This window comes from Streptomyces sp. NPDC027189 (assembly GCF_055566975.1).
Genome location: NZ_JBVHRI010000021.1, coordinates 123304 through 136058 on the forward strand (window position 1 = coordinate 123304; position 12755 = coordinate 136058).

Below are 12755 nucleotides of genomic sequence, written 5' to 3' on the forward strand. Positions count from 1 at the left end.
GCGGGTCGATGCGGACTTTGACCAGGGGTTCCGGGCGGCGGGGGCGCGGTGCCCGGCGTGGAAGCAGCCGTATCTTGGGGAGCTTCGGCGGGTCGATGCGGACCTTGACCAGCGGTTCCGGGCGGCGCTTACGGGTCCTGTGCGGAAGGAAGTGCTTCGTCATGCGCCGCACCTCGCCCGCGCCACGTGCAGGTCGGGAGTGAGCACCTGCTTCGTCTTCGGCAGCACGATCCGGCCGTCGAAGTCGCAGAGGTAGAAGTTGAACCACGAGCCGTAGGACGCCGTCCCGGTCAGCTCGTTGAGCTTGTTCGGCAGCCGCTTCAGGACGCCCTCCACGGTGTTCTCGTTCTTGTTGAGCGTTCCGGTGAGATCGGTCAGCTCGGCGATGTCGTCCTTCAGCGGCGGACGCGCGTCCTTGAGCAGCCCCGAGGTGGCGTCCGTCAGGTCGCCGATGCCCACCAGCGACTGCCCGATGGGCTTGCGGTCGGCGGACAGCCCCGAAATCACCCGACGCAGCTGCTTGAGCAACCCGGAGAAGCGGGAGCCGCGCTTGTCCAGCGTGTCCAGCACGGTGTTCAGGTTGTCGATCACCGAACCGATCAGCTTGTCACGGCCGGCCAGCGTCGTGGTGAGCGAAGCCGTGTGCATGAGCAGGCTGTTGACGGTGCCGCCCTCGCCCTGGAGGGTCCGGATGATCTCGGTGGCGAGCTGGTTGACGTCCTGCGGGCTGAGCGCGGCGAACAGTGGCTTGAAGCCGTTCAGCAGCGCGTTGAGGTCCAGCGCGGGCTGCGTGCGCGACAGCGGGATGGTGGAGCCGGGCTTGAGCCGGGTGCCGTCTCCCGCGCCCTCGGTCAGGGCGACGTAACGCTGTCCGACCAGGTTCCGGTAGCGGATGACCGCGCCGGTGCTGTTCAGCAGCGGACGGTCCGCGCCGACCGTGAAGGTGACCTCCGCCAGCGTCCGGTCCTTGATCCGGATGCCCTCGACCTCGCCGACCCGCACCCCGGCCACCCGGATGTCGTCGCCGTTCTCCAGGCCCGTCACGTCGCTGAACACCGCGCGATACGTGTGCTCGGGGGTGAGGGAGATGTTGACGATGGTGGCGGCGAGCAGGGCCGTCGCCAGGATCGTCACCAGGGCGAAGAGGCTGAACTTGATCAGCGGGGCGGCGGTCTGCCGGGCTCCTGACGTCCTCGTGACCCTCGCGGACTTCACGTACTTTGCCGTCTCCGTAGTCTCCGTAGCCTTCGTGGTCTTCGTCGTCTCCGTGGTCCTCATGCGACGCTCACCGCCGTTCCGCGCGCCATCGGCCCGAACAGCAGGGTCGCGACCGGCGGCACCTCGTCGGCGGGTACGCCCATGACGGGCGCCACGAGCGAACCGACGGCGCGCTGCTCGGCCCGGGTGGCGGAGACGCCGCCGGGGCCGGACGGACTGCCCTTCGCGGAACCGTCGTTGAGGTGGACTCCGGGCGCGGGCACCTGCGGATGGGGCAGGTCGCGGCAGTTGGGCCCCGACCGCTCGCCGTAGCGGGGGTACTCACCGGGTTCGTACGCCCCTTGCTGGCGCACGACTTCGAGCGTGATGTGCATCTTGCCGCCCCGGAATGCCTGCTCGGATGCCTGCTCCTCGCGCACCAGGCCGGCGAGGAGGCAGGGGTACTCGGGCGAGTAGCGGGCGAAGAGTTCGAGCGTGGGGCGGGAGACCCGGCCCAGGGTGATCAGCCGGTCGCCGTTCGCGTCGAGGAAGTCGTTCGCGGTGCCCGCGGCGGTGGCCGTCGTGGTGAGCGCGGACGCGAGCCGGTCCCGCTGCTCGACCAGGGTTCGGCTGGTGGTGACGGTGTTGCGCAGGATCTCCATCAGGTCGGGAGCCGCGTCGCCGTACACCTCGGCGACGTCGGCCAGCCGGGCGAAGTCCTCGGTGAGGGACGGCAGATGAGGATTGAGCCGGTGCAGATAGTCCTCCACGCGCGTGAGGTTGTCGCCGATCCGGTCGCCGCGCCCTTCGAGGGCGGTGGCGAACGCGGAGAGCGTGGCGTTGAGCTTGCCGGGCTGCACGGTCCGCAACAGCGGCAGCAGGTCGTTCATCAGCTGCTGGAGCTCGATGCCGACGCGGGTGCGGTCCTGGGTGATGACGTCCCCGGCGCGGATGGGCCGGGCCGAGGACCGCGCGGGCGCGACCAGGTCGACGTACTTCTCGCCGAACAGCGTCTTGGGCAGCAGGCGCGCGTGCACGTCGGACGGGATGGATGCGACGTACTCCGGCTTCAGCGCGATGTCGAGCGTCGCCTTCGTCCCGTCGGCGTGCACCGCGCGTACCTCGCCGACCAGCAGCCCGCGCAGTTTGACGTCGGCGCGCGGATCGAGCTGGTTGCCGAGGCTGTCTGCCTCCAGCTCGATCCGTACGGCCGGGGTGAACACCTGCCGGTACACGGCGACGGACAGGGACAGCAGCAGCGCGAGCACGGCGAGGAACACAACGCCGTACAACCGCAGTCTCAGCACTCTCATACGGCTCACCCCGCAATCCGTACGGTCGTGTTGGCGCCCCAGATCGCGAGCGACAGGAAGAAGTCCAGGACGTTGATCGCGACGATCGAGGTGCGCACGGCGCGGCCCACGGCGACGCCGACGCCCGCCGGCCCGCCGCTCGCGTAGTAGCCGTAGAAGCAGTGCACCAGGATGATCAGGACGGCGAAGACGAGCACCTTCCCGAAGGACCAGAGCACGTCGACCGGCGGCAGGTACTGCTGGAAGTAGTGGTCGTAAGTGCCCGCCGACTGCCCGTAGTAGCCGGTGGTGATGGTGCGGGCGGCGAAGTACGAGGACAGCAGCCCGATCACGTACAGCGGGATCACCGCGACGAAACCGGCGATCATCCGGGTGGTCACCAGGAACGGCAGCGAGGGCACGCCCATGACTTCGAGGGCGTCGGTCTCCTCGCTGATCCGCATCGCGCCGAGCTGGGCTGTGAAGCCCGCGCCGACCGTTGCGGAGAGCGCGAGCCCGGCCACCAGCGGGGCTATCTCCCGGGTGTTGAAGTACGCCGAGAGGAACGCCACGAAGTTGGAGGTGCCGAGCTGGTTGAGCGCGGCGTACCCCTGCAGGCCCACCTCCGTGCCGGTGAAGAACGACAGGAAGGCGATGACGCCGACCGTGCCGCCCACGACGGCGAGGGCGCCGCGGCCGAAGCTCACCTCGGCGAGCAGCCGCAGGATCTCCTTCTTGTAGCGGCGTACGGTACGGCCTGTCCATGCCAACGAGCGGCCGTAGAAGGACAGTTGGCTGCCCAGTTCCTCCAGGCGATTCAGCAGCGCCATGACTCAGCCCCTCTGCGGAACGACTTGGAAGTACACGGCGGTCATCACGAAGTTCGTCACGAACAGCAACATGAAGGTGATCACCACCGACTGGTTCACGGCGTCGCCCACACCCTTCGGGCCGCCTTTCGCGGTCAGTCCCTTGTACGAGGCGACGATCGCGGCGATCGCGCCGAACACCAGCGCCTTGATCTCCGCCGCCCACAGGTCGGAGAGCTGGGCGAGCGTGGTGAAGGAGGCGAGATAGGCGCCCGGTGTGCCGTTCTGCAGGACGACGTTGAAGAAGTAGCCGCCCGCGACGCCGACGACCGACACCAGGCCGTTGAGCAGCACCGCCACCACCATCGACGCCAGGACCCGCGGGACGACCAGCCGGTGGATGGGGTCGATGCCCAGCACCTGCATCGCGTCGATCTCCTCGCGGATCTTCCGCGCCCCGAGATCCGCGCAGATCGCCGTGCCGCCGGCGCCCGCGATCAGCAGCGCGGTGACGATCGGCGAGGCCTCCCGCAGCACCGCGAGAACCGAGGCGGCCCCGGAGAAGGACTGGGCGCCGAGCTGCCGGGTCAGGCTGCCGATCTGCAGCGCGATGACCGCCCCGAAGGGGATGGACACCAGGGCCGTCGGCAGGATGGTGACGCTCGCGATGAACCAGGCCTGCTGGATGAACTCCCGTGCCTGGAACGGCCGCCGGGGCATGGTCCGGACGACGTCCAGCGCCATCGCGAAGAGGTTCCCCGACTGCCTGAGTGCTCCGGTCGGTGACAGCCTCATGCGTCCGCCACCTCACTGCGGTGCAGCTCGGACTCGCGGCGCGCGATCGCCTCCCAGCGAGGTGGGCGGGTGATGGCGGGGCTCGGCAGCAGACGCGGTGTCATGTCGTTGCCGACATGGCGGGCCCGTCGGTCCATGTCGCCGAGCCGCGCCAGCTCCTCCTCGACCTGCGCGGCGTCCTTCTCCTCGGCCATGCCGATCGGCCCCTGCATCCGGCCGTTCAGGAATTGTCGTACGACGGGTTCGTCGCTGGTGAGCAGCTTCTCGCGGGGCCCGAACATGACCAGCTCGCGGCGGAACAACAGCCCGATGTTGTCCGGCACTTGGCGGGCCGAGGCAATGTCGTGCGTGACGATCAGGAAGGTCGCGTTGATCTGTGCGTTGAGGTCGACGATCAGCTGGTTGAGGTACGCGACGCGCACCGGGTCGAGGCCGGAGTCCGGCTCGTCGAAGAGGATGATCTCCGGGTCGAGGACGAGGGCTCGGGCGAGACCGGCTCGCTTTCGCATGCCGCCGGATATCTCGCCGGGCAGCTTCCCCTCCGAACCGATCAGCCCGACCATGTCCATCTTCTCCAGCACGATGCGCCGGATCTGGCTCTCGGACTTGCGGGTGTGCTCGCGCAGCGGGAAGGCGATGTTGTCGTACAGGTTCATCGAGCCGAACAGCGCGCCGTCCTGGAAGAGCACGCCGAAGAGCTTCCGCACCTCGTACAAGTCGTGCTCGCGCAGCTTCGTGACATCCCGGCCCGCGACCTTCACGGAACCGTGGTCCGGCTTCAGCAGTCCTACAAGCGTCTTGAGGAACACCGACTTGCCCGTGCCCGAGGGGCCGAGCATGACCGAGACCTCCCCGGCGGGCAGCGTCAGCGAGACGTCCTGCCAGATGACCTGGTGACCGAAGGACTTGGTCAGCCCTTCCACACAGATCTCGACACCCATCCGGTTCACCCTTCGCGCCGTGGAGCAGCTCCGACATCTGCTCTACGGGGAGGGGCGGGGCGTCCGTCGCGACGGACGCGGATTTTTTCGAGGGTTCTGAGGCTTCTACGGCAGTGCCGTCGGGGTCGGTAGCTCGACGGGAGCCTCCGGTGCGGCCGGAAGCGTCGTCGGGACCGCGGACACGGCCGGCAGATCAGGGAGAGCGGGCACGCTCGGCAGGTCGGACACCCCCGGGACGCCGGGAACGGACGGCATCGGCGACAGCGAGGCGGTCGGCAGCGGCGGCACCGGCAGCGGCAGCAGCGACTGGTTGTGGTCACCGGGCGATGCCGTCGGCGTCGCTCCGTGTGAGGTAGAGGCGGCCGACAGATCACGGGCGTTCGGGGTGGCGCCCCGGCCGGCGCCGTCGGGCCGGACGGTCTCCGTGGTCTTCTGGGCCATACGGGACACGGACGGACGCGGAGTCGTGCCCTGCCCGTCCCCGTCGTGGACGTACGGCAGCACGAACCCCGCCACCACCAGCGTCGCGGCCGTCGAGGTCACCGCCACGGCCTGCGCGTGTCCGCCCGCGCGCAGCTTGCCGCGCCCCCACAGAAACACGGCGAGGCCCAGCGTTCCGGCCAGCGAATTGCGCAGCGTGCGCCTGGCCCGGGCGAGCAGCGACTCGACGGTTCGATAGCTCAGCCCCATGCGCACGGCGACCTGGCCGACGTCGAGGTCCTCGGACTTCAGCCGGAGCGCCTCGGCCTGGCGCGCGGGCAGTTCCCCGCTGCGCACGGCCAGCCACCTGGCCTCGGCCCGGTCGCACACCGCCTCCTCGACGGGTACCGGACCCGGCGCGTTGAGCGTGGGGCTGCGGTGTACCTCGGCCTCGCGGTTGACCTGGCGGTGCCGGTCGACGCACAGCCGCATGGTCACGGTCGTCAGCCAGGCGCCGAGACGCTCGTCGTCCAGATCGGGGCGCTCCGCGGCGCGCAGCATCGCCTCGTGCACCGCGTCCTCGGCGTCCTCCGGGCTCATCGACCTGCGCCGGGCCACCTTGAGCAGTTGCTCGCGATGGCTCCACATGCGCTGCCAACGGTCGTGGGCAGCCTGTATCTCCGCAGGCATGTCCGGCATGTCCGTCGCCATGAGGGCCCCTTTGCGCTCACCCGCCGGTCCTGTGCCGTCCCGGCGGGTGGCGACATTACCGCCCGGTATCCGCGGTTGTGGAGGGGGAGGAGGCGATCGAGTCCACACCGTTGCTGGTCAGCGGGCCGTCGCTGGGCAGCAGGTCGGCGCCGGGCAGTTCGATGTCCGTGCCGGGCGTGGGGAGTTGGGGCTCCTGCGTCTCCGTGGGCCCGCCCGCCGAACGGGACGTGCCGGGGGTCGGGGTCGGTGAGGCGGGCGCGGACGGTGCCGGGGAGGGGGCGGCGCTCGGACGGGTGGACGGCTTCGGCGTGGCCGGCGGCTGCGACGGCTTCGGGTGCGCGGGGGACTCCGCGCGGTCGTCCGGCACCACCCGGTGCCCTTCCAGGTAGTACGCGTACCAGGCTCTGACCGTGCGCAGATACGCCGTCGAGTGGTTGTAGCCGAGGACCGCCCGGTCCAGCTCCGCCGGGTCGGAGAGGTCCCGCCCGCCCGCGCACAGGTAGCGCCCGGCGGCGAGCGCCGCGTCGAAGACGTTGTCCGGGTCGGCCCGTCCGTCGCCGTTGCCGTCCGTGCCCCAGCGGGCCCAGGTCGACGGGATGAACTGCATCGGTCCGACCGCCCGGTCGTAGGCCGGGTCCCCGTCGTACGCGCCGCCGTCGGTGTCCCGCACGACGGCGAAGGCGCCGCCGTCCAGCCGCGGCCCGAGAATCGGCGTCACGGTCGTACCGTCCGCCGTCACCCGGCCGCCCCGCGCCTGCCCGGACTCCACCTGGCCGATCGCGGCCAGCAACTGCCACCGCAGCCGGCAGCCGGGCGCGGTGCGCGCGAGCTCCGCCTCGGCGTGCCGGTAGGCGCCGAACACGCTCGCCGGCAGGGCGGCGCCGGCCATCGATGCCCCGCGCTCGCGTTCCCGGGTCCGCAGTGGCGGGAGGCTGGTGCGGTACGGGGTGTCGCCCGACACGCTCGGCCCGTGCTCGGCGGGCGCCTCCCGCTGGGGCGTGGAGGCCCGTGCCGGTACCGCCCCCGGCGCCTGTGACGCGGTCAATGCGGCCATCGCCGCCGCCGCGATCGCCGCACCCCGGACGCCTCTGATGCTGTGCCCTGCCACGTTGCGCTCCCCTCCCTGTGGGCCGATGTCGTCTGCTCTACGGGGCGGGGCGGGGGGTCCGTCGCTCGAGGCGCGGCTATTTCGGGAAGGGGAGCGCGCGCGTGCCCGCAAGGGGGGCGCGCGGGTCCGCGCGGGGCCGGCCTTGCGGCGGGAAACCGATCGGTTTACTCTCGCAGGAGCAGGTAACCCGATCGGTTTCCCATTCCTTGTTCCCGGGAGTACCCATGACATCCATCGAAGGCTCGGTCGCCCTCGTCACCGGCGGCAGCCGCGGTATCGGCCGGGCGCTGGTGCAGTCCCTGTACGAGCGCGGTGCGAAGAAGGTGTACGCGACCGCGCGCGACCCCCGGACGGTCGAGCACCCCGACGCGGTGCCGCTGGCGCTGGAAGTGAGCGATCCCGCGTCCGTCGCCGCGGCCGCCGAGCAGGCACAGGACGTCACCGTCCTGATCAACAACGCCGGCGCGTCCGTGAACGCGAACTTCCTGGACTCGCCCGTCGAGGACGTCCGCCGCGAGTTCGAGACGAACTTCTACGGCCCGCTCCTCGTCACGCGCGCCTTCGTGCCGATCATCGAGCGCAATGGCGGCGGCCACATCCTCAACGTCCACTCGGTGCTGTCGTGGATCGGCCTCCTGAATTCCTACAGTGCGTCCAAGGCCGCCCTCTGGTCGCAGACCAACTCCCTGCGGCTCGACCTGAAGCCGCGCGGCATCGAGGTCACCGGACTCCATGTCGGTTACGTCGACACGGACTTGGCCGCCCATGTCGATGCGCCGAAGTCCACTCCCGAGAGCGTGGCGGCCCAGGCGCTCGACGGCATCGAGTCCGGTGCCTTCGAGGTGCTCGCCGACGATGTTTCCCGGCATGTCAAGGCCCAGCTGTCTCAGGACATCGGCGTGATGTATCCGCAGCTGGTGGCGTAGTCGGGCCGAGGCCGGAGCGGTAGCGCGAGACCGGCAGCGTCGGACCGGCAATGTCGGACCGGGAACGTCGGACCGGCAGCGTCAGACCGGCAGCAGGCGGGCGATCAGCTCGCTGAGCTGCCGGGCGTTGCGGCACTCGTGCATCTCGACGAGTTCGGCATAGGCGGGCGCGGCGGAGTCGCCCGTGCCCCACTGGGACCGCTGCTCGGGGTTCAACCAGTAGACACGACGGGCCCGTTCGGAGAGGTGCCGCACGGCCGGGAGGTTCGGGTCGCTCATGTTCGTACGGGCGTCGCCGAGGACGAACACGGTCGTGCGCGGCCCGACCGCGTCGGTGTACCGCTCGTCGAACTCGCCGAACGCGACACCGTAGTCGCTGCTGCCGTGCCAGCCCGTCAGAGTGGCCTCCGCCTGGATGCGGGCGCCCAGCCCCTCCGGGTCGGCCGTGCCGTGCACCAGCAGGCCGGTCACCTCGTCGATCCGGTTGACGAAGGCGAACACCCGCACCTTGCTGAACTGGTCGTGCAGCGCCTGCACCAGCAGCATCGTGAAGTCCGAGAATCCCGACACCGAGCCCGACACATCGCACAGCAGAACCAGTTCGGGCCGAACGGGGCGGCGCCTGCGCAGCACGGGTCGCATCGGCACCCCGCCCGTCGACAGCGACCCGCGCAGGGTCCGCCGCAGGTCGATGGTGCCGCGGGCGGCCCGGCGGCGGCGTGCGGCGAGCCGGGTGGCCAGTTTGCGCGCGAGCGGCTGAACCACCCTGCGCAGATCGGCGAGTTGGGTGCGCCCGGCGAACAGGAAGTCGACCCGGTCGGCGGTCGGGGCCACTGCCCGCCGCGCGATCTCGTCCCGGCCGCGCCGCTCGGCGACCCGGCGCCGTGCCTCCGTGGCGACCTGCGCGCGGAAGGCCTCGATGCGCCGCCGGATCTCGTCCTCCAGCAGCCGGTCGGTGAACCCCGCTCCGCCGCGCTGCGCCCGGACGCTGTCGCGAACCCGCGCCATCAGCGTCTGCGGTCGCAGCCGGTCGAGCGTCTGGTACGACGACCAGCCGTCCGACCCCGGCGAACCGTATCCACCGAAGCCGTCCACAGCCTCGACCGCCAACTGGGCAATCAGCGATTGATCGTTGGCCGCAAGCGCCGCCGCGAGCCGGCTGCGCAGGTCCTCCCGGTCGGCGGGCGCTTCGCTGTCCGACAGCGCCCCGACGCGACGCGGAAAGTACACGTCGAAGACCGGATCGAACACCCGCCGTTGCCCCGTGCTGTGGAGCAGCGTGGCCGCGAGGCCTTCACGCAGCCGTTCCCGGTCCGCGAGGCCGAGCGCCTCCAACGCCTGTGCGGCGTCCAGGGTTTCCCCGGTGCCGATCCGCACCCCGTGTGAGCGCAGCGCTCCGACGAGACCCGTCAGTCGGTCCGCCACATCGGCCGCCTGGTCGGCCGCGCCCGCCGACTGCTCCGCCGCACCGGCCGACGGCGCGGTCACACGGCGCCCAGGTCGAGCTTGGCGGTCGCCTTGAGCACGTCGTCCTGATGCTTGAGGAGCACGCCGAGGCTGTCGTGCACGACGCTCTCGTCGAGGGTGTCCGCCCCGAGAGCGATCAGCGTGCGAGCCCAGTCGATCGTCTCGGCGACCGAGGGGACCTTCCGCAGGTCCATCTCGCGCAGCGCGCCGACCACCCGCACCACGGACTCCGCCAACGCCGCGTTGAGCCCCGGCACCTTCAGCCGTACGATGCGACGCTCCAACTCCTCGTCCGGGAAGCCGATGTGGAGGAAGAGGCAGCGGCGGCGCAGCGCCTCGGACAGCTCGCGGCTCGCGTTCGAGGTGAGGACCACGAAGGGGCGGCTGGTCGCGGTGATCGTGCCAAGCTCGGGGACGGTGACCTGGAAGTCGCTGAGCACTTCGAGCAGCAGACCCTCCACCTCGACGTCGGCCTTGTCGGTCTCGTCGATCAGCAGCACCTTGGGCTCGTCGCCGCGGATCGCGGTCAACAGCGGGCGCGCCAGCAGGAATTCCTCGCTGAAGATGTCGGTGCGCGCCTCGTCCCACGTCTCGTCGCGGCCCGCGCTGATGCGCAGCAGCTGCTTGGCGTGGTTCCACTCGTACAGCGCCCTGGACTCGTCGACGCCCTCGTAGCACTGCAGCCGGACCAGTCGTGCCCCGGCGACCTCGGCGACGGCCTTGGCGAGTTCTGTCTTGCCGACCCCGGCGGGGCCCTCCACCAGGAGCGGCTTGCCGAGGCGGTCGGCCAGGAAGACCGTCGTGGCGACGGCGGGAGACGCCAGATAGCCGGTCTCGGCGAGGCGTGCGGAGACATCGTCGACGGATGTGAAGAGCAACGGGGCCTCCAGCTCGGCACGGGCGAGATCGGCTCACTATCTAAGCGCTTGTTCACCACCCTGTCACGTGTGAGGGCGCTCGCACAGCGTCACGTGTGAGGGTGGTCGCACAGCGTCACGCGTGTGCGTGCTCGCGCAGCGTCATGCGTGAGGGCGCTCGCGCAGCCGTATACCGATCGGTTTCCTCGCTCTCTCTTGCGAGGTAACCTCCCCGTATGGCCACTACAGACAAGGCGTCCCCGAGGGACCGGCTGCTGGACGCGGCGGCCGAGCTCTCCTACCGCGACGGCGTCTCCATCGGCATCGAGGCACTGTGCCGGTCGGCCGGTGTCTCGAAGAGGTCGATGTACCAGCTCTTCGCCAGCAAGGACGACCTCCTCGCGGCGAGCCTGGAGCGGCGCATTCCGCAGTACGTGGAGCAGCTCGCGCCCGAGGCGGGGGAGGCCGTCACGCCCCGCGAGCGCATCCTGGGCGTCTTCGAGCGGCTGGAGAAGGCGGCGGCGCTGCCCGAGTTCCGCGGCTGTCCCTTCTTGGCCGTGCTGGTCGAACTGAAGGACCCCGAGCACCCGGCGAGTGCGGTCGCCGGCGGCGCCAAGCAGCGGCTCAAAGAGGTGTTCCGGGCCGAGGCCGAGCGCGGTGGCGCGCGCGACCCCGATCTCCTCGCCCGGCAGTTGATGCTGGTCTTCGACGGTGCGAGCGCCCGCGCGGGCGCCCGGGTCGAGACCCTCGACGGGCTGACCACCACGACCGCGACGGTGCTGCTGGACGCCGCGGGCGTCGAGTAGCACCGTCGCTACAGCTACAGCTACCTCAGCCGGTGACCGTGAACCACGTGGCCCGGGACTTCTTCCACTCCGGGTGAGTGAGGTCCTTGGCCTCCGTGCCGTCGCCGTACAGGTCGGCGGAGCCGTCGTCGGTGATCAGCTGGGCGCGGGCGCCCGGCACCGTCAGGTCGGGGACGTCGACGACGGACTCCCAGCCGCCGGGGTCCGAGGTGGGGAGGTCGAGGCGCTTGACCGGGGCGTGGGCCGGGTCGCCGTCCCAGGAGTAGAGGGCGTACGGGTCGGTGTTGTCGTCGGCGGCCCAGGAGCCGGCGACGATCAGGTACTGGTTCGAGGCGTTCTTGCGGATGTCGCGGACCGAGAGGCCGCCGAGGTCGAGCTCGATCGGGGTGCCGAAGGTGGCCGACGCGCCGCTGCCGACCATCTTGTCGATGTTCGTGACGGGGACGAGGAGCGCCTTGCCGCCCGCCACCGCCGGGGCGAGGGGCGCGCGGAAGCCGATGTACGCCGTGGTCGTCGAGCCCGGCGCGAACTCCAGGCCCTCCACGTTGAAGCCGTCGATCTGCTTGGGGACCTGGCCGGCCCCGGTGCCCGCCGCGAAGCCGTAGCGGTCGCCGTTCGCCTCGTCCCAGGCGACGAGGTCGTCGCGGAGCTTCGCGTACGCGCCGCCGTACGAGAGGGTCGTGGCCGCGCCCGAACCGGTGACCTTGGTCATGAAGACCGTGTTGCGGGCCGACTTGTACTCGCCGTCCTTGTTGTTGCCCAGCGAGCCCGTCCAGTAGATGGTGTCGCCGACGCGGGCGGCACCCTCGATGTCGATCTCCTTCGAGACGCCGATCCTGGAGCTGAAGTCCCAGGTCCTGACAGGTGCGCCCGACGTCGAACGGTCGTACAGGCGCAGGGTGTTGGACTCGTCGTCCGCGACGACCGCATAGCCGCCGCCCACGTCGACGGCGGCGGAGGCGTCGCTGGAACCGGTGAAGTACCTGCTGTCCGCGCTCTGCTGGACGGCGGCCGACGCGGCGTAGTGCAGCGTCTTCGTGGCCGTCTGGCCGTCGACTCCCGTCACCTTCACGGTGAGGTCGGTGTAGCCCCGGCCGCGCGCGGCGACGGCGACCTTACGGGTCGCGCCGGTTCCGGTGACGGTGACGTCGCCGGTGGTCGCCACGGAGGTCCTGCTGCTCTTGGTCACCGAGACGACGAGCGCACCCGCGTCGGCGCCGCTCTGGGCGACCGTCACCTGCACGACCGGATCACCGCTCGCACCCACCGCGCCGGACAGGTACGCCGCCGACAACGAAAGGCTCGGCGTGCCATAACTCGCCGCCCGCGCCTGGCTTCCCATGCCCATGACGGCGAGCGTAAGCACCCCGCTCACCACGGCAATCGCCCGGCGGCCCGAGGGAAAAACGCAGTCCTGCACTGGGAC

The 12755-nt window shown here is 70.7% G+C and carries 12 protein-coding genes; 2 read left to right on the forward strand and 10 right to left on the reverse strand.

The window, feature by feature from the left end; translation table 11 throughout:
• Positions 1–159: 159 nt before the first annotated feature.
• From ACZ4RZ_RS36900 to ACZ4RZ_RS36930, 7 genes are all read right to left on the reverse strand, one after another.
• On the reverse strand, positions 160–1161 hold the full coding sequence (locus tag ACZ4RZ_RS36900; protein ID WP_467751349.1) for an MCE family protein: 1002 nt from the start codon (positions 1159–1161) through the stop codon (positions 160–162).
• Positions 1162–1274: 113 nt separating this feature from the next.
• On the reverse strand, positions 1275–2510 hold the full coding sequence (locus ACZ4RZ_RS36905; protein WP_467751294.1) for an MCE family protein: 1236 nt from the start codon (positions 2508–2510) through the stop codon (positions 1275–1277).
• Positions 2511–2515: 5 nt separating this feature from the next.
• The gene (locus tag ACZ4RZ_RS36910) at positions 2516–3319 is read right to left on the reverse strand and encodes an MlaE family ABC transporter permease (protein ID WP_399078646.1); all 804 of its coding nucleotides are present in this window, start codon (positions 3317–3319) and stop codon (positions 2516–2518) included.
• A 3-nt stretch (positions 3320–3322) separates the two neighbouring features.
• Complete coding sequence (locus tag ACZ4RZ_RS36915) at positions 3323–4093, reverse strand: MlaE family ABC transporter permease (RefSeq protein WP_450697556.1); 771 nt, start codon at positions 4091–4093, stop codon at positions 3323–3325.
• A complete protein-coding gene (locus ACZ4RZ_RS36920; protein WP_467751296.1) occupies positions 4090–5034 on the reverse strand; it encodes an ABC transporter ATP-binding protein in 945 nt (314 codons plus the stop codon). Before ACZ4RZ_RS36920 ends, ACZ4RZ_RS36915 begins: the two co-directional genes overlap by 4 nt.
• A 105-nt stretch (positions 5035–5139) precedes the next feature.
• Positions 5140–6165, reverse strand: a complete 1026-nt coding sequence (locus ACZ4RZ_RS36925) for an RNA polymerase sigma factor (protein WP_467751298.1) — start codon at positions 6163–6165, stop codon at positions 5140–5142.
• Positions 6166–6220: 55 nt separating this feature from the next.
• Complete coding sequence (locus tag ACZ4RZ_RS36930) at positions 6221–7273, reverse strand: lytic transglycosylase domain-containing protein (protein ID WP_467751299.1); 1053 nt, start codon at positions 7271–7273, stop codon at positions 6221–6223.
• Positions 7274–7497: 224 nt separating this feature from the next.
• On the opposite strand from ACZ4RZ_RS36930, the gene ACZ4RZ_RS36935 reads away from it, so the two are divergent.
• Positions 7498–8199, forward strand: coding sequence for an SDR family oxidoreductase (locus ACZ4RZ_RS36935; protein ID WP_467751301.1), 702 nt, complete (start codon positions 7498–7500; stop codon positions 8197–8199).
• Positions 8200–8280: 81 nt separating this feature from the next.
• Here the strand turns inward: ACZ4RZ_RS36935 and ACZ4RZ_RS36940 are convergent, their stop codons facing one another.
• Positions 8281–9687, reverse strand: a complete 1407-nt coding sequence (locus ACZ4RZ_RS36940; RefSeq protein ID WP_467751302.1) for a vWA domain-containing protein — start codon at positions 9685–9687, stop codon at positions 8281–8283.
• Positions 9684–10544: an AAA family ATPase gene (locus tag ACZ4RZ_RS36945; protein ID WP_467751303.1), complete on the reverse strand. Its 861-nt coding sequence runs from the start codon at positions 10542–10544 to the stop codon at positions 9684–9686. Before ACZ4RZ_RS36945 ends, ACZ4RZ_RS36940 begins: the two co-directional genes overlap by 4 nt.
• Positions 10545–10759: 215 nt before the next feature.
• Between ACZ4RZ_RS36945 and ACZ4RZ_RS36950 the strand changes: the two genes are divergently transcribed.
• Positions 10760–11329 carry a TetR/AcrR family transcriptional regulator gene (locus tag ACZ4RZ_RS36950; RefSeq protein ID WP_467751305.1) on the forward strand — a complete coding sequence of 190 codons (570 nt, stop codon included), beginning with the start codon at positions 10760–10762 and terminating at the stop codon, positions 11327–11329.
• Positions 11330–11354: 25 nt separating this feature from the next.
• Here ACZ4RZ_RS36950 and ACZ4RZ_RS36955 read toward each other — a convergent pair whose 3' ends face one another.
• Positions 11355–12677: a hypothetical protein gene (locus tag ACZ4RZ_RS36955; protein ID WP_467751307.1), complete on the reverse strand. Its 1323-nt coding sequence runs from the start codon at positions 12675–12677 to the stop codon at positions 11355–11357.
• Positions 12678–12755 lie beyond the last annotated feature (78 nt).